Here is a 17,271-nt window from a genome sequence, read left to right on the forward strand (position 1 = left end):
GCAGGCGCGGCGACATGATCAGCTCCACCCGCGCGATCGCCGTGCTCCACGACATCGAGATCGACTACGCGTAATTACGGAACACCTCTAGCATGGCGACGTATCGTCCGGTACCCCCCGCGGACCGGAACGGAGCGGAAGGCCTCCCCCGCGTGAACACAGCCCCCCAGGCGGAGCGCCCCGCCCGGCTCTCCGTCGGTGTCGTCGGAGCCGGTCGGGTCGGCCCGGCGCTGGCCCGCGCCCTGCAGCAGACCGGGCACCGGCCCGTCGCCGTGTCCGGCGTCTCCGACGCCTCGCGCCGTCGCGCCGCGCGGATGCTGCCCGACGTGCCCGTCGTATCGCCCGCGCAGGTCCTGCAGGCCTCCGACCTCGTGCTGCTGACCGTCCCCGACGACGCGCTGCCGTCCCTGGTGGAGGGCCTCGCCGAGACCGGTGCGGTCCGCCCCGGACAGCTCCTGGTCCACACCTCCGGGCGGTACGGGGTTTCCGTGCTGGACCCCGCGCGCCGCGCGGGCGCGCTCCCGCTGGCCCTGCACCCCGCGATGACCTTCACCGGCACCGAGGTCGACGTGCAGCGCCTCGCGGGCTGCTCCTTCGGGGTGACCGCCCCCGACGAGCTGCGGCTCGCCGCCGAGGCCCTGGTCATCGAGATGGGCGGGGAGCCCGAGTGGATCGCCGAGGCGAACCGCCCGCTTTACCACGCGGCCCTCGCCCTCGGCGCGAACCACCTGGTCACCCTGGTCGCCCAGTCGATGGAACTGCTGGGCAAGGCGGGCGTCGAACATCCCGCCCGGATGCTCGGACCGCTCCTCGGCGCGGCCCTCGACAACGCCCTGCGCTCCGGTGACGCCGCCCTGACCGGCCCGGTGGCCCGCGGTGACGCCGGTACCGTCGCCGCGCACGTCTCGGAGCTGCGCAAGCACGCCCCGGGCACGGTCGCCGGGTACCTCGCGATGGCCCGTACGACCGCCGACCGGGCCCTCGCGCACGGTCTGCTCAAGCCCGAACTGGCCGAGGACCTCCTCGGCGTACTCGCCGACGGCGCGAACGACATCGGCCCCGGCCCCGGTCCCGGTCCCGGCCCCGGCCCAGGCCCCGAGGGACGCGAAGGCGGCGACCTGTGATCCTCCTCGACACCGCAGACGCACTGCACGCCCTGCCCCGCGCCGCCGCGACCGCCGCGGCCGGCCGCCGCGCCGTCGTCATGACCATGGGCGCCCTCCACGAGGGCCACGCCACCCTGGTCCGCACCGCCCGCGAGCACGTCGGCCCCACCGGCCAGGTCGTGGTCACGGTCTTCGTCAACCCCCTCCAGTTCGGGGCGAACGAGGACCTCGACCGTTACCCCCGCACCCTCGACGCCGACCTGGCGATCGCCGAAGAGGCCGGCGCCGACGCCGTGTTCGCCCCGGCCGTCGACGAGGTCTACCCCGGCGGCGACCCCCAGGTCCGGATCACCGCCGGCCCGATGGGCGGGCGCCTCGAAGGCGCCACCCGCCCCGGCCACTTCGACGGCATGCTGACGGTCGTCGCCAAGCTGCTCCACCTCACCCGCCCCGACCTGGCCCTCTTCGGCCAGAAGGACGCGCAGCAACTGGCCCTGATCCGGCGCATGGTGACCGACCTGAACTTCCCCGTCGAGGTGGTCGGCGTACCGACCGTCCGCGAGGCGGACGGGCTCGCGCTGTCCTCCCGCAACCGCTACCTCTCCGCCAAGGAGCGCGGCACCGCCCTCGCCCTCTCCCGCGCCCTGTTCGCCGGCCGCGACCGGCTCGCCGCGCAGGCCGCGCTGCGCGCCCGCGCCGAGGCGCAGGCCTCGCCGGCCGGCGACGAGCGGGCCACCGGCCTGGCCCGGCTCGGCGAGATCCGCGCCTCCGCCGACGCGCACGCCGTCGCCGCGGCGGGCGCCGGGCTGCCGGAGGCCGTACGGGCCGCCGCGCGGCACGTCCTGGAGGAGGCGGGCCGTCACGATCCGCCGCTCGTCCTGGACTACCTGGCGCTGGTGGACCCACAGGACTTCACCGAGGCCGGCCACGGCTTCACCGGTCAGGCCGTGCTGGCCGTCGCCGCGAAGGTGGGCGCGACCCGGCTGATCGACAACATCCCATTGGAGTTCGGAGCGCAACCGTGAGCACCCCAGGCAGAGGCCCCGCAGCAGCGGGCACCAGCACCAGCACCGGCATACGGCTCCACGCCCCGGCGCCCGGCTGGTCCGTGGACGCCGATGTCGTGGTCGTCGGATCCGGAGTCGCCGGACTGACCGCCGCACTGCGCTGCGCCGCCGCGGGCCGCCGTACCGTCGTGGTCACCAAGGCCCGGCTCGACGACGGCTCCACCCGCTGGGCCCAGGGCGGCATCGCCGCCGCCCTGGGCGACGGGGACACCCCCGAGCAGCACCTCGACGACACCCTCGTCGCGGGCGCGGGCCTCTGCGACGAGGCCGCCGTCCGGCTCCTGGTCACCGAGGGCCCCGACGCCGTACGCCGTCTCATCGCGACCGGCGCCGTCTTCGACACCTCCGCCGAGACCGGCGAGATCGAGCTGACCCGCGAGGGCGGCCACCACCGCCGCCGCATCGCGCACGCCGGCGGGGACGCCACCGGCGCCGAGATCTCCCGCGCGCTCGTCGAGGCCGTCCAGGCCGCCGGCATCGAGACCGTCGAGAACGCCCTGGTCCTGGACCTGCTCCTGGACGCCGAGGGCCGTACCGCGGGCGTCACCCTGCACGTCATGGGCGAGGGCCAGCACGACGGGGTCGGCGCCGTCCACGCGCCCGCCGTGATCCTGGCGACCGGCGGCATGGGCCAGGTCTTCTCCGCGACCACCAACCCGTCGGTCTCCACCGGTGACGGGGTGGCCCTCGCGCTGCGCGCCGGCGCCGAGGTCTCCGACCTCGAATTCGTCCAGTTCCACCCCACCGTGCTCTTCCTCGGCGCCGACGCCGAGGGCCAGCAGCCCCTGGTGTCGGAGGCCGTCCGCGGCGAGGGCGCGTACCTCGTCGACGCCGACGGGGTCCGCTTCATGACCGGCCAGCACGAGCTCGCCGAGCTCGCCCCCCGCGACATCGTCGCCAAGGGCATCATGCGCCGCATGCAGGAGCAGGGCACGCAGCACATGTACCTGGACGCCCGGCACTTCGGCGCCGAGATGTGGGAGCAGCGCTTCCCGACCATCCTCGCCGCCTGCCGCTCGCACGGCATCGACCCGGTCACCGAGCCCATCCCCGTCGCCCCGGCCGCGCACTACGCCTCCGGCGGCGTACGGACCGACCTGCACGGCCGCACCACCGTCCCCGGGCTGTACGCCTGCGGCGAGGTCGCCTGCACCGGAGTCCACGGCGCGAACCGGCTGGCCTCCAACTCCCTGCTGGAGGGCCTGGTCTTCGCCGAGCGCATCGCCGACGACATCATCGGGAACCCGCCCGCGGGCACCGGCCCCGGCATCCCCGTCCCGGCCACCGGCCCCCTCCAGCCCGCCGAGGCGCGCTACGAGATCCAGCGCATCATGACCGACGGCGCGGGCGTGCTGCGCTCCGCCGAGTCGCTGCGCCGGGCCGCCGCCGCGCTCGAAGCCCTGTACGCGACGGCCCTGACGGAGCTGGAGACCCGGGGCAAGACGGCCGTCCCCGGCACCGAGTCCTGGGAGGCCACCAACCTCCTGTGCGTGGCCCGGGTGCTGGTCGCCGCCGCCCAGCGGCGCGCGGAGACCCGAGGCTGTCACTGGCGTGAGGACCACCCCGACCGGGACGACACCGACTGGCGGCGCCATCTGGTCGTGCGCCTGTCGGAGACCGAGCGCCGGGCCCTGGTCGTCACCCCCACGGACTCGGCGGACTTCCCGTCCGTACGGATCCCCTTGAGCAGCAACAGCAACAGCACCCGCAGCACCGACAGCCTGGAGCGGTAACCGTGAGCACGCACGAGCACGACCACACCCACCCGCACGAAGAGCTCCCGATCCTCGACCAGAGCGAGGGCGGCGGCTGCGGCGACGACTGCGCCTGCGGCGAGGGCGAGGAGACCGGCCTGGACCCGGCGCTCGCCCAGCTGCTGGTGGACGCGGGCCTGGACCCGATCGAGGTCGAGGACATCGCGCACATGGCGATCTCCGAGGACCTCGACGGCGGGGTCGACGTCACCACCGTCGCCACCGTCCCCGAGGACGCCGTCGCCACGGCCGACTTCACCGCGCGCGAGGCCGGCACGGTCGCCGGCCTGCGCGTCGCCGAGGCCGTCCTGTCCGTGGTCTGCACCGACACCTTCGAGGTGGAGCGGCACGTCGAGGACGGCGACCGCGTCGAGCCGGGTCAGGTGCTGCTGTCCGTACGGGCCCGTACCCGGGACCTGCTCACCGGCGAGCGCAGCGCGCTGAACCTGCTCTGCCTGATGTCGGGCATCGCCACGGCCACCCGCGCCTGGGCCGATGAGCTGGAGGGCACGAAGGCCAAGGTCCGCGACACCCGCAAGACCACCCCGGGCCTGCGCTGCCTGGAGAAGTACGCGGTCCGCTGCGGCGGCGGCGTCAACCACCGGATGTCGCTGTCCGACGCGGCGCTGGTGAAGGACAACCACGTGATCGCGGCGGGCGGCGTCCGCGAGGCGTTCAAGGCCGTGCGCGAGCAGTTCCCCGACCTCCCCATCGAGGTCGAGGTGGACACCCTCCAGCAGGTCCGCGAGGCCCTGGACGCGGGTGCGGACCTGATCCTGCTCGACAACTTCGCGCCCATCGAGACCGAGGAGGCGGTGGCGCTGGTCCACGGCCGCGCGGTCCTGGAGTCCTCGGGCCGCCTCACCATGCACAACGCCCGCGCCTACGCCGAGACGGGCGTCGACTACCTCGCCGTCGGCGGGCTCACCCACTCCTCCCCGATCCTGGACATCGGCCTCGATCTGCGCGAGGCGGTGTAACCGATGCTCCTCACCATCGACGTGGGCAACTCCCATACGGTCCTTGGCCTGTTCGACGGTGACGAGATCGTCGAGCACTGGCGCGTCTCGACCGACCCGCGCCGCACGGCCGACGAGATGGCCGTGCTGATGCAGGGCCTGATGGGGATGCACCCGATGCTCGGCAGCGAACTGGGCGACGGCATCCACGGCATCGCGATCTGCTCGACGGTGCCGGCGGTGCTGCACGAGCTCCGCGAGGTGACCCGCCGCTACTACGGGGACGTTCCGGCGGTGATCGTGGAGCCCGGCACCAAGACGGGCGTGCCGATCCTGATGGACAACCCGAAGGAGGTCGGCGCGGACCGCATCGTCAACGCGGTCGCCGCCGCCGAGCTCTACGGCGGCCCCGCGATCGTCGTCGACTTCGGTACGGCGACCACCTTCGACGCGGTCTCCGCCAAGGGCGAGTACGTCGGCGGGGTCATCTCCCCGGGCATCGAGATCTCCATGGAGGCCCTCGGCGTGCGGGGCGCCCAGCTCCGCAAGATCGAGCTGGCCCGCCCGCGCAACGTCATCGGCAAGTCCACGGTCGAGGCGATGCAGTCGGGCGTGGTCTACGGGTTCGCCGGCCAGGTCGACGGGATCGTGAACCGCATGGCCAAGGAGCTGGCCGGCCCGAACGGCGTCCCGGACGACGTCCGCGTCATCGCCACCGGCGGCCTGGCCCCGATCGTCCTCGGGGAGGCCGAGGCCATCGACGACCACGAGCCCTGGCTCACCCTGATCGGCCTCCGGCTGGTCTACGAGCGCAACGCGCCCGCCTTCGGCTGACCGGACCGACCTGCCCGACTCGCCTGACGCGAAGGCCCCGGCCCCCGAGCCCCGAGGGCGGGGGCCTTCGTCCGTCCTGCGGCCCCGGCCGCTCTCCCCTTACCGCGCGCTGACGCCCGGCGCGGGCAATTCCCCGGAAATGGCCGGAGCGGGGCCACTCCGGAGATACGGTCACCCCGAGAAATACCGGGAACTCGTCCACGGCGCCCCAGGCGCCCGTGACCGGAGGAGACGACGTAACAGGATCCCCCTCCTGAAGGGAGGGGGCCTCAGCCGCACAGACTGAGGCCATCGTTACCAGCACCAGCCAACGCGTATGCGGAGGTGAACGAAGTTGGCTACGTATCGCGTAGGGCAGAAGACCCACCAGTCCGTGCTTCCTCAGCGGGCTGCTCTGGAATTCGAGTCAGCAGACACCCCCCGGATCGGGGACGAAACGGGGCTCGAAGGCCGTAAGGCACCCGGCGTGGCACATGTGCGAGGGGAGATGCCCGACGCTTCACCTGACGCTGGGCGCGTCACCCCCGACCATCTGGTTGGGGAGAAGGCCCGTGAGGGCCACCCTGTCGTGTTCGTCCTGGACAGGCACGGCTCACCGCTCCAACCAACTGGCCCTGCCAGGGCCCGCAAGCTCCTCAAGCAGGGCCGTGCGGTCGTGGCCCGGCACACTCCCTTCGTCATCCGGCTCAAGGACCGCACGGTCTCCGGATCGCAGGTGGACGGTGTGGAAGTCGGGATCGACCCCGGCTCCAAGCACACCGGTATCGCCGTGTTCACGGCGAAGGACGGTGAGCGCCGTGGGCTGTACGCGGTCGAGCTCGCCCACCGGGGCGGTCGGATACGGGACAAGCTCACCGCTCGTGCCGCCTACCGGCGAGGCAGGCGCACCCGGAACGCGCGCTACCGCGCACCCCGCTTCTCCAATCGCACCCGTCCCAAGGGGTGGCTCGCCCCGTCGCTGCGTCACCGGGTGGACACCACCATGTCGTGGACCACACGGCTCGCACGCTGGGCACCCGTCCGCGCGGTGCACGTGGAACGGGTCGCGTTCGACACCCACGCCATAGCCAACGACGGACCGCTGGAGGGAGCCGAGTACCAGCACGGCACCCTGCACGGCACGGAAGCCCGCGAGTACCTCCTCGCCAAGTGGGAGAGGGCCTGCGCTTACTGCGGCACCACCGGAGTACCGCTCAACATCGACCACATCCAGCCACGCTCACGCGGCGGCAGCGACCGTGTTTCCAACCTGTGCACCGCCTGCATTCCCTGCAACGAGAAGAAGTCCAACCAGCCCGTCGAAGACTTCCTCAGGAAGTCCCCGCGCCTGTTGGCCCGGATCCTCGCCCAGGCCAAAGCCCCGCTCCGCGATGCGGCAGCCGTCAACGCCACACGCTGGGCACTGTGGCGCGCTCTTGGCGCTGCCTTCCCCACCGTGTACACGGCATCGGGTGGCCGCACGAAATGGAACCGGCAGCGCACCGGCAACCCCAAGACCCACACCCTCGACGCTCTCTGCGTAGGCGAACTCGACACCATCACCCGTACGCCGGCCCGTGTCCTCGCGGTCGCCGCTACCGGGCGCGGCACCTACACGCGTACCCGCGCCGACAAGTACGGCTTCCCCCGCCTGCGTCTGCCCAGGCAGAAGCAGTTCTTCGGCTACCAGACCGGAGACCTCGCCCGCGCCGTCGTGCCCACGGGCAAGAAGGCGGGTACCCACACCGGCCGCATCGCCGTCCGCTCCAACGGGAGCTTCAACATCAGGACGGCACAAGGCCTCGTCCAGGGCATTCGCTCCAAACACTTCCGTCTCCTCCAACGAGCCGACGGCTACGCCTACACCACCCGACCCGAAGGGCCCGCCGACACCACGTGACCGGCACTGGCAAACCGTAGAGACCTCCGGCGTCCCATGCTTACGATCCAAAGATTCGTCTCCTCTCCCGGCTGAGCCGGGGAGCATCCACGAAAGAAGAATGCGATGACCGCTCGGCCCGCCTGGCAGAAGTCCTCGTTCTGTGGCGAAGGGGACAACTGCGTGTACGTCAGTGCCGCCCCCGGCACCCTGGTCCGCGTGGCGGACCGCGCCGACCCGGCCCACCTGGTCCTCGCCACCACCCAGGCGGCCTGGGCCGATTTCCTGCGCGTGGTCAAGCAGGCGGACTAGCCCCGCTCCCGACACGCGCGCCCTGTACGTGTCCACTCAAGGGATTTTGTCCGATTAGCGCGTATCTTCGGCCCATGCCCACGCCCTACGGATCCCGCGGCGGCATGGCGTTCGGCGCCGATGAGCTTCACGTGCTCAGGCGCTCGCTCGCTCACGCCCTTCAGTCCTCGACGGCCCCACTGACGGCCGTCGAGGTCCAGGACTGCCTGCGCCTCGCGGCGTCGGTGGACGACGCGGTCCAGGAGGCGGGGAGGCTCAGAGCGTTCCTCCTGGCCGACCTGGCGCGGTACAGAGCCGCCCTGCCCGGCAGCCTCTCCGGCTACCTGGAGCTGCTCCAGGACGCCCTGGCCGCCGGCTACGAGCCGGTGCCGGACGACCTCGCGGCCCTACGGGCGCTGCGCGCCAACCCGGTCGCCGCCGCGCTGCTGGAGCGGGCCCAGACCATCGCGGAGCGCTCCGTGCGCCGCAGGCTGTCCACGGCGCCCGCGCCCCGCACCCGGCTGCTGACCCTCGCGGGCGGCACGGACACGGGCGGCAGCGGCAGGGGCGGCACCGAGAAGGAGAACGACCCGGCGCGCCCGCAGCCCGCACCGCGCCCCGACGACCGCCCCGCGCGGCCCATCCCGACCCCGGGCGAGGTCTTCCCGCCGCGCCGCAAGCCCAGCCCGCCCCCGGAGGCCGGGCGCGCGGCGGGGTAGCTAGGCTGGGGGCATGGACTACGTTTCCGCGCTCGTGCCCCCCTTCGTGATGGCCGTGTTCTTCGTCGCGCTCGTCGTGACGATCGTGAAGAGCCAGGGCGGCGCCAACAAGGCCAAGGAGGACGCGGCCGTGGACGCCGTGCTCGCCCGCGCCGAGGCCGCTCAGCAGGCCCAGCCCCAGAAGTAGGCCCCCTCGACGGGGACGGGCGTACGGCTCTCCAGACCGTACGCCCGTTTTTGTTGCGCCTTGCCGCCCGGATAGCCGCGCAATTCACCACAACCCGCACTATCGTGCTGCTGTGCCTCGCCCCTTGGGAGAACTCGAAGACGCAGTCATGACGCGGGTGTGGCAGTGGAACCGCCCGGTCACCGTTCGCGAAGTCCTGGAAGACCTCCAGCAGGAACGGTCCATCGCGTACACCACGGTCATGACCGTTATGGACAATCTTCATCAGAAGGGCTGGGTCCGCCGCGAAGCGGAAGGCCGCGCCTATCGATATACGGCGGTCTCCACCCGGGCCGCTTACTCGGCCGCACTGATGAACGAAGCCTGGTCGACGAGCGACAACCCCGCAGCCGCCCTCGTGGCCTTCTTCGGCATGATGTCGGCGGAACAGCGCGAGGCACTCAGGGACGCCGTACGCATCGCGCAGCCCGCGGAACCCGCGGAACCCGCGGAACCCGAAGGATCCGGGGAGACTCCGGAGTCCGCCGGCTCCCCGGCGGCGCCGCCCGGTGCCGAAGGCGACTCCGCGGCGCCGGGCACCGAGCCGGGGCGATAGCGTCCGGGCATGGGTGAGTTTTCCGCTGCACATGCAAAAACAGTGACGATCCGCCGAGCGCGCACCGGTGATGTTCCCGCGCTGCGCCGCCTGCTCGACCAGTACGTGCAGCAGCGGATCCTGCTGGACAAAGCACCGGTCGTCCTTTATGAGGACATCCAGGAGTTCTGGGTCGCCGAACGCGACTGGGATGGCCAGGTGGTCGGCTGCGGTGCGCTCCACGTGATGTGGGAAGACCTGGCCGAAGTCCGCACTCTTGCAGTCGACCGCGACTTGAAGGGTGTCGGAGTCGGTCATCTGGTGCTCGACAAGTTGCTGGAGACCGCCCGGAGGGTGGGCGTCAGCCGGGTTTTCTGCCTGACCTTCGAAGTGGACTTCTTCGCGAAGCACGGCTTCACCGAGATCGGCGAGACCCCGGTCGAGACCGATGTGTACATGGAGCTGCTGCGTTCCTATGACGAGGGTGTCGCCGAGTTCCTCGGTCTCGAACGAGTGAAGCCGAACACCTTGGGCAACAGCCGGATGCTTCTGCACCTCTGATCGATCACGGCGGGGATTTCTCGGAGCCTCGGCTCCGTGGCCTATGTCCGAATCGCGCACGTTTCCCGACCCGTTGCGGACCCGAACCCGTGACGGGGGGTTTGTGTTTTCCAGGCAAAAGCGGTTTCCTTTCCGCGTACTGCTTTTCGATGAAAGGAAATCCCGGTGGCACAGAAGGTTCAGGTCCTTCTTGTCGACGACCTCGACGGCGGCGAGGCGGACGAGACGGTGACGTTCGCTCTGGATGGCAAGACCTACGAGATCGACCTCACCACCGCCAACGCTGAAAAGCTCCGCGGCCTCCTCGACCCGTTCACCAAGGGCGGTCGCCGCACCGGTGGCCGTGCCGCGGCGGGTCGTACCAAGGGCGGCCGCGCCGCCGCCACGTCCGGCAACCCGGACACGGCCGAGATCCGCGCCTGGGCCAAGGCCCAGGGCATGAGCGTCAACGATCGCGGCCGCGTTCCGCAGGACATCCGCGAGGCTTACGAGAACCGCGGCTGACCTCCGGTCACCACCGCGGTGCCGATGCGATGCGCAGAGGCCGTACGCCGCCGCAGCCGCGCCCGGTGGCATTCCGTTGCCGCCGCCGCGACCAGGCGTACGAGACCGGGCCCGGCGGCGTCTTCGCCACGACCGGGCCCGGAGCCCCGCCCCGCAGTGGGCAGGGCGGGCAGCAGTGCCTCACACCCCTGCTCGGGGGGCCGCAGCCACACGGCGGCCCCCCGAGGGTTTTCCCCGGGCCCCACGAGGTGTCCCGGTGGCGTCGGAGCGGTGATCCGGCCACCCGCACCCAGGGCGGCGAGATCCAGGGCCACCCCGCCCCACTCCAGCCAGTCGAGCAGCCCCTCCAGCTCGTCGGCGCTCCCCGGGGCCACCAGGAACCGCATCCTGCGTCCCATGAGCGCCACCGGACCCGTGGGCACGGGTCCGCGCAGCACCGCGGCACCGGCATCGGCCGGCAGCTCCAGTACGTCGAACCGCACCCCGGTCACCAGCTGCGCGGGCGGTCCGCCGGCCACGGGCCAGCCGAGCACGCGGGCGTACCAGTCCGCCGGGGCGCCGGCGGCTTCCACGGCTTCGGTCGCGGGGGTCCCCATCGCAACGCGGGGGAACGGGACGGTGACGGGCGGCGCGGTGAGTGCCATGTCCGGAGCAACTGCGCAAACGCTCCGGAGTTACGCGGGAGGGGTCGCGCGAGGTGACGCAGGGCACTCGCATCAATGCGGAACGTAAACGTCCGGGCGGGCGGAGTCTCACATTCAGGACGGAATCGTGTTCGCCCGTAGCGGAGGGAACAGTCGTCCACCGATGTGAACCGTCCGCCCTTGCGGGTAAGACATTCCTAGTGGATCGGGGCGACACGCTGATTTGCAGGGTCCGAGACCGGCTTCCGTTCGCCATCGGCGTAGACGTGTGACGGGTATCTGCCTGGCCTGCGGGAACATCGTCTCGCACCATCGGGTTGGAGCAGTTGTCGGCACTTGCAGCCGGGTTTTCCCACGGACGTGAGGGTGAGCCGCGGACGGATGTCGGCAGTTGGAATGAGCTGTCCCGCCCCGCGGGACTAGCATGCGGAAGGACAGGGCGGGGACCGACCCCGAACTGCCCGACCGCTCTGAGGAGCGATAAACGATGTTCGAGAGGTTCACCGACCGCGCGCGGCGGGTTGTCGTCCTGGCTCAGGAAGAAGCCCGGATGCTCAACCACAACTACATCGGCACCGAGCACATCCTCCTGGGCTTGATCCACGAGGGTGAGGGTGTCGCCGCTAAGGCCTTGGAGAGCCTCGGGATTTCGCTCGAGGCTGTTCGCCAGCAGGTTGAGGAGATCATCGGACAGGGGCAGCAGGCCCCTTCCGGCCACATCCCCTTCACCCCGCGGGCGAAGAAGGTCCTGGAGCTTTCGCTCCGAGAGGCCCTCCAGCTCGGCCACAACTACATCGGCACCGAGCACATCCTGCTCGGCCTCATTCGCGAGGGCGAGGGCGTCGCCGCCCAGGTCCTGGTGAAGCTGGGCGCCGATCTCAACCGAGTCCGGCAGCAGGTCATCCAGCTGCTCTCCGGCTACTCCGGCGGAGGCAAGGAGTCGGCCACGGCCGGCGGCCCGGCCGAGGGCACGCCCTCGACCTCGCTCGTCCTGGACCAGTTCGGCCGCAACCTCACGCAGGCTGCTCGCGAATCCAAGCTCGACCCGGTCATCGGGCGCGAGAAGGAGATCGAGCGGGTCATGCAGGTGCTGTCCCGCCGGACCAAGAACAACCCGGTCCTCATCGGCGAGCCCGGCGTCGGCAAGACCGCCGTCGTCGAGGGCCTGGCCCAGGCGATCGTCAAGGGCGAGGTCCCCGAGACCCTCAAGGACAAGCACCTCTACACGCTTGACCTGGGTGCCCTGGTCGCCGGTTCCCGCTACCGCGGTGACTTCGAAGAGCGCCTCAAGAAGGTGCTCAAGGAGATCCGCACCCGCGGCGACATCATCCTGTTCATCGACGAGCTCCACACCCTCGTGGGTGCGGGTGCCGCCGAGGGCGCGATCGACGCCGCCAGCATCCTGAAGCCCATGCTGGCCCGTGGTGAGCTCCAGACCATCGGTGCCACGACGCTGGACGAGTACCGCAAGCACCTTGAGAAGGACGCCGCCCTCGAGCGGCGCTTCCAGCCGATCCAGGTGGCGGAGCCTTCCCTCCAGCACACCATCGAGATCCTCAAGGGCCTGCGCGACCGCTACGAGGCCCACCACCGCGTCTCCATCACGGACGAGGCCCTCGTGCAGGCGGCCACCCTGGCCGACCGGTACATCTCGGACCGCTTCCTCCCGGACAAGGCGATCGACCTGATCGACGAGGCCGGCTCCCGGATGCGCATCCGCCGGATGACCGCGCCGCCGGACCTCCGCGAGTTCGACGAGAAGATCGCGAACGTGCGTCGCGACAAGGAGTCGGCCATCGACTCCCAGGACTTCGAGAAGGCGGCTTCCCTCCGTGATTCGGAGAAGCAGCTGCTGGCGGCGAAGACCAAGCGCGAGAAGGAATGGAAGGCCGGCGACATGGACGTCGTCGCCGAGGTCGACGGCGAGCTCATCGCCGAAGTCCTGGCGACCGCGACCGGCATTCCGGTGTTCAAGCTGACCGAGGAGGAGTCCTCGCGGCTCCTGCGCATGGAGGACGAGCTCCACCGTCGCGTCATCGGCCAGAAGGACGCCATCAAGGCGCTCTCCCAGGCGATCCGCCGTACCCGCGCGGGTCTGAAGGACCCGAAGCGTCCCGGTGGCTCGTTCATCTTCGCCGGTCCGTCCGGTGTCGGTAAGACCGAGCTCTCCAAGACGCTCGCCGAATTCCTCTTCGGCGACGAGGACGCGCTGATCTCCCTCGACATGTCGGAGTTCAGCGAGAAGCACACGGTTTCCCGTCTCTTCGGTTCGCCCCCCGGCTACGTGGGCTACGAAGAGGGCGGCCAGCTGACCGAGAAGGTCCGCCGGAAGCCGTTCTCCGTCGTCCTCTTCGACGAGGTCGAGAAGGCCCACCCGGATATCTTCAATTCCCTTCTCCAGATCCTGGAAGACGGTCGCCTGACCGACTCCCAGGGCCGGGTCGTGGACTTCAAGAACACGGTCATCATCATGACGACCAACCTGGGTACGCGGGACATCTCGAAGGGCTTCAACCTCGGCTTCGCGGCCCAGGGAGACACCAAGACCGGATACGACCGGATGAAGGCGAAGGTCAACGAAGAGCTCAAGCAGCACTTCCGGCCCGAGTTCCTGAACCGTGTCGACGACACGGTCGTCTTCCACCAGCTCACCGAGGAAGACATCGTCCAGATCGTCGACCTGATGATCGCCAAGGTCGATGACCGCCTGAAGGACCGTGACATGGGCATCGAGCTCAGCACGGAAGCGAAGGCACTGCTGGCCAAGCGCGGCTACGACCCGATCATGGGTGCCCGCCCGCTGCGCCGCACGATCCAGCGCGAGATCGAGGACATCCTGTCGGAGAAGATCCTCTTCGGCGAGCTGCGCCCCGGTCACATCGTGGTCGTCGGCAAGGAGGGTGAGGGCGAAGAGGCCAAGTTCACCTTCCGCGGTGAGGAGAAGACTCCGATCTCGGACCTTCCCCCCATCGAGGCGTCGGGCTCCGGCCCGGACCTCACCAAGGGTGCGTAAGCGCTAGCCGCTCATAGCGGTACGAAGGGGCGGCCCCGGGACCGAGAGGTTCCGGGGCCGCCCCTTTGCCGTGCGGCGGGCGGTCAGACCTCGTAGACCTGCGGCGCCAGCTCCAGCCCGGCGTGCGGGAACCGGCGGAGCAGCCGTTCCTCGATCCCGTCCTCCCAGGGCTGGTCATCGTCGTAGAACATCACGGTCCGCAGCGACGGAAGGTCCGCGAACTCGGCGAGGCCGGCCAGTACGGCGCAGGACACGCTGATCTCCCGCAGGTTCTTCAAGGCCGAGAGCTCCGCCCAGGCGGCGGTACCGCCGGGGCGCCAGGAGCGGCCGAGCTCCAGCCGCCGCAGGCCCGCGAGCCGGCCCAGACCGACCAGGTCCGGGTCCGCTTCGTCCAGCTCGATCGCTTCCAGCGGGGCTCCGGGGGAGACGTCGGTGAAGGACCACGCCCCGTCCCTGGCGTGCAGGGTGAGCTCGCGCAGCCGGGGCCAGGAGGCGATGGCCGGGGCGACGGGGAGGTCGCCGCCGAGGTAGAGGGACACCCTCTCCAGGGGCAGTCCGTGCAGCGGACCCAGGTCCCGCAGCTCGGACCAGCCGTTGATGGCGAGCCGCCGCAGTGAGGTGTGGCCGCGCAGGAATTCCAGGTCCGTCCCGCCGCCGAAGTACCAGAAGGTCAGCCCGGCCACCGGCTGGCGGGCCAGGAAGGCGGTCAGGGCCTTCCGGCTGACTCCGTTGTCGACGTACAGGTCGGGCGGGCCGGTGAAGGAGGTCAGCGCCGCCAGCTTGCTGTCCGAGTCGACGACGACGGTGCTGGGCGGCGGTTCCATGTGCGCGAGCACCTGGGCGGCGTATTGGCGGGTGTCGAACGCGTTCCAGGCCCGTACGAGCAGCTCCTGGACCTTTTCGTCGGGGTGCCGGCAGTATCCGGCGAGGTAGCCGATGGCCTCCTCGGATCCCGCCGCCATGGCCGCCCTCACCGAAAGGTGGGCATCGCTGCTGCTCCGGGCGTCCTCGCCGCGGGGCAGCAGGTCCAGGACGAGCGGCCCGACCCGGCCGAGCGCCTCGGCGGCGTTCCTGTCCGCGGGCGGGATGAGACGGCGGGCGGCCGTCCGGACGCCCTCGCGGACCTCCGGTTCCAGCTCGGCTGCGTACTCCAGCGACGCGAGGGCCAGCAGGACCGCCCGGTCCGTGTTCCGGACCAGGAGGTCGCCGATGATCGCCTCGCGGTCGTGGGGGCGGCCCTGGGCGACCGCCATGAGGATGACGTCCTCCCACTGGTCGTCGTCCGCGTGCCGGGTCAGCTCCCCGAGGCCGCCCTCGTCCAGCGCGGCCCGGGCCCCGAGGAAGTCCTGGAAGGTGCGGTGGACGAACTCCAGCGTGTCCTCCGTGGGCGCCCGCAGCAGTCCGGTCCGGTCCAGGAAGTGCCGCAGGACGGCCGGGGCGTCACCGAGCACCTGGGCGGCCGGTACGGCGGGCAGCGCGGCGGCGATCAGCTCTTCGGCCCGCATCCGGGAGATCTGCGTGCGGCCGTTGCGGATCAGCCAGTACGCGAGGCGCTGGAGGAGCTGGAGCTGCGGCTCCTCGGCGAGTTCCGGCAGGCGCAGCTCCCGCTCGCGGTCGCGGCGGTGCAGCAGCATCGACAGGGCGGCCGTGTAGAGCTCCTTGCGGCCCGAGGGAAGGAAGCCCCGGCGCTCGCGGTGCAGGGCGCAGATCAGACCGCACAGCAGCGGATTGGTGGCGAGACGGGCCAGTTCCGGCTTGGTGGCCAGGGATGCGAGCAGCTGGTCGCGGAGGCCCTCGCCCGCCTCGGCCGCCGCGTGCCAGCGGGTGACGAAGGCGACCACGGCGGCCCGGTTCATGGGGACGAGGGCCAGCTCGGTGAACTCCTCGCCGGCGAGCCAGTTCTGGCGGACCGCCGAGGGCCGGGAGGTGACCAGCCACCGGTTGTCGGGGTAGGCGGCGAAGAGGTCGACGAGCCAGTCGCGGGCGCGGGCCCGCTCGTTCTCCGGGATCTCGTCGATGCCGTCGACCAGGACCAGGCCGCGCCCCGCGCGCAGGACCCGGTCCTCCCAGCCCTCCGGAGACTGCCCCTTGAGCGCGGTGGCGGCCAGGAAGTCCTTGGCGGCGGGCAGCGGCTGCCCGTGCCGGGCCAGGGTCCGCAGGGGCAGTACGTACGGGACGAGGCCTGCTGCGGCCGCCTCCCGGCCGGCGGAGACGGCGAGCTGCTGGATCAGGGTGGTCTTACCGGACCCGGCCTCGCCGCGCAGTAGGACGCGGTGGCCGTGGTGCGGCCCCGGGCCCGCGATGAGGGACTCGGCGCACAGCCACCGGGGGGACGCGGGCCAGTGGACGGCCGCGGGGTGGTCCGGGTCCGCCCCGGCCGGGGCGCCGGAGACCAGCTCCAGGCTCACGTACGCCGCCTCCAGCGGCCAGCGCGCCGAGCCGGGCGGCAGGTCGATCCCGAAGATCGTCAAGGTGCTGTGCCGCTTGACCAAGTACTCCAGGTACCTCGCCTCGAACTCCGCGTCCCGGCCGTCCTGGCGGGGGATCCGGGCGAGCAGGGCGTCGATCTTGGCGATCGTCTCGGCCTGGCGGTGGGCCTGTTCGACCAGGGCCGCAGGGATGTAGGTGGAGCGGGTCGTGAAGAAGTGCAGGATGTGCAGGCAGGTCGTTTCCAGCAGCCGGTCGTGGAAGAGCTCCGCGTCCCGCCCCAGGCCCGTGGCCGGCGCGGCCTTGCGCAGTTCGGCGGCGAAGGCGCGCGCACCCATCTCGACCGCCTGGGCGTCCTGGAGGGCGAGGTCGCCGAGGGAGTGCAGGGTGACGGCCAGCGCCGTGGCCACGCCCACCGCTTCGCCCGGCGGCAGCGGCTGCTCGCCGGGGGCCCGTAAGGCCTCCTCGACCAGCTTGTCGGCGAGCCGGCGCAGGTCGTCCCGGGACAGCACGCGCTGCTCGCGCAGGGAGGCGTACGAGGAGATCCGCACGGGCCGGTCGACCAGGCCGGCGCCCGCCCCCTCCCCGCGGAAGAGCTTCTTCACGAGGGGGGTCACGACCCCCGAGGCCAGCCGGATCCCCACCACGGATGCGTCCACGGGGCGGAGCGTAGCCCGGGGCGCGTGCCGGTCGCAGGGCTTTGGTCCCGGCGGAGATCGGCAGAGGTCCCGAACCGGTGACAAGCGGCACAGGGCAAATCGGACCTACTAGGA

Annotated in this window: 15 protein-coding genes; 13 read left to right on the forward strand and 2 right to left on the reverse strand. The window is 71.4% G+C overall.

Translation table 11 applies throughout. The features are described from left to right. Nucleotides 1–92: 92 nt before the first annotated feature. From AC3IYI_RS22770 to AC3IYI_RS22825, 12 genes are all read left to right on the forward strand, one after another. On the forward strand, nt 93–1,124 hold the full coding sequence (locus AC3IYI_RS22770) for a Rossmann-like and DUF2520 domain-containing protein (protein ID WP_489405514.1): 1,032 nt from the start codon (nt 93–95) through the stop codon (nt 1,122–1,124). Further along, nucleotides 1,121–2,131 (forward strand): pantoate--beta-alanine ligase, encoded by a 1,011-nt coding sequence (gene panC / locus AC3IYI_RS22775; protein WP_489405515.1) that lies wholly within the window; start codon nt 1,121–1,123, stop codon nt 2,129–2,131. Before AC3IYI_RS22770 ends, panC begins: the two co-directional genes overlap by 4 nt. Beyond that, a complete protein-coding gene (locus tag AC3IYI_RS22780; RefSeq protein WP_489405516.1) occupies nt 2,128–3,906 on the forward strand; it encodes an L-aspartate oxidase in 1,779 nt (592 codons plus the stop codon). Before panC ends, AC3IYI_RS22780 begins: the two co-directional genes overlap by 4 nt. A 50-nt stretch (nt 3,907–3,956) precedes the next feature. Next, a complete protein-coding gene (gene nadC / locus AC3IYI_RS22785) occupies nt 3,957–4,907 on the forward strand; it encodes a carboxylating nicotinate-nucleotide diphosphorylase (RefSeq protein WP_489411622.1) in 951 nt (316 codons plus the stop codon). Nucleotides 4,908–4,910: 3 nt separating this feature from the next. Then, the gene (locus AC3IYI_RS22790; RefSeq protein WP_356514714.1) at nt 4,911–5,720 is read left to right on the forward strand and encodes a type III pantothenate kinase; all 810 of its coding nucleotides are present in this window, start codon (nt 4,911–4,913) and stop codon (nt 5,718–5,720) included. Between the two features lie 568 nt (nt 5,721–6,288). Next, nucleotides 6,289–7,599, forward strand: a complete 1,311-nt coding sequence (gene iscB / locus AC3IYI_RS22795) for an RNA-guided endonuclease IscB (RefSeq protein ID WP_489405517.1) — start codon at nt 6,289–6,291, stop codon at nt 7,597–7,599. Between the two features lie 105 nt (nt 7,600–7,704). Continuing rightward, the gene (locus AC3IYI_RS22800; protein WP_489405518.1) at nt 7,705–7,890 is read left to right on the forward strand and encodes a DUF397 domain-containing protein; all 186 of its coding nucleotides are present in this window, start codon (nt 7,705–7,707) and stop codon (nt 7,888–7,890) included. Nucleotides 7,891–7,994: 104 nt separating this feature from the next. After that, nucleotides 7,995–8,588: a hypothetical protein gene (locus AC3IYI_RS22805; RefSeq protein ID WP_489411623.1), complete on the forward strand. Its 594-nt coding sequence runs from the start codon at nt 7,995–7,997 to the stop codon at nt 8,586–8,588. Nucleotides 8,589–8,601: 13 nt separating this feature from the next. Beyond that, the gene (locus AC3IYI_RS22810; protein WP_389441913.1) at nt 8,602–8,775 is read left to right on the forward strand and encodes a hypothetical protein; all 174 of its coding nucleotides are present in this window, start codon (nt 8,602–8,604) and stop codon (nt 8,773–8,775) included. A gap of 112 nt (nt 8,776–8,887) precedes the next feature. Then, the gene (locus tag AC3IYI_RS22815; protein ID WP_489405519.1) at nt 8,888–9,370 is read left to right on the forward strand and encodes a BlaI/MecI/CopY family transcriptional regulator; all 483 of its coding nucleotides are present in this window, start codon (nt 8,888–8,890) and stop codon (nt 9,368–9,370) included. A gap of 9 nt (nt 9,371–9,379) precedes the next feature. Then, nucleotides 9,380–9,910, forward strand: coding sequence for an amino-acid N-acetyltransferase (locus tag AC3IYI_RS22820; protein WP_489405520.1), 531 nt, complete (start codon nt 9,380–9,382; stop codon nt 9,908–9,910). A gap of 165 nt (nt 9,911–10,075) precedes the next feature. Beyond that, nucleotides 10,076–10,414: a histone-like nucleoid-structuring protein Lsr2 gene (locus AC3IYI_RS22825; RefSeq protein ID WP_243339778.1), complete on the forward strand. Its 339-nt coding sequence runs from the start codon at nt 10,076–10,078 to the stop codon at nt 10,412–10,414. On the opposite strand, the gene AC3IYI_RS22830 is transcribed toward AC3IYI_RS22825, so the two are convergent. Further along, on the reverse strand, nt 10,396–11,058 hold the full coding sequence (locus AC3IYI_RS22830) for an SCO3374 family protein (RefSeq protein ID WP_489405521.1): 663 nt from the start codon (nt 11,056–11,058) through the stop codon (nt 10,396–10,398). The genes AC3IYI_RS22825 and AC3IYI_RS22830 overlap by 19 nt on opposite strands. A 487-nt stretch (nt 11,059–11,545) precedes the next feature. On the opposite strand from AC3IYI_RS22830, the gene AC3IYI_RS22835 reads away from it, so the two are divergent. After that, a complete protein-coding gene (locus tag AC3IYI_RS22835; protein WP_489405522.1) occupies nt 11,546–14,071 on the forward strand; it encodes an ATP-dependent Clp protease ATP-binding subunit in 2,526 nt (841 codons plus the stop codon). An 83-nt stretch (nt 14,072–14,154) separates the two neighbouring features. On the opposite strand, the gene AC3IYI_RS22840 is transcribed toward AC3IYI_RS22835, so the two are convergent. Beyond that, a complete protein-coding gene (locus AC3IYI_RS22840; RefSeq protein WP_489405523.1) occupies nt 14,155–17,157 on the reverse strand; it encodes an NACHT domain-containing protein in 3,003 nt (1,000 codons plus the stop codon). Between the last annotated feature and the right edge of the window lie 114 nt (nt 17,158–17,271).

The organism is Streptomyces sp. GL_148 (assembly GCF_057834205.1).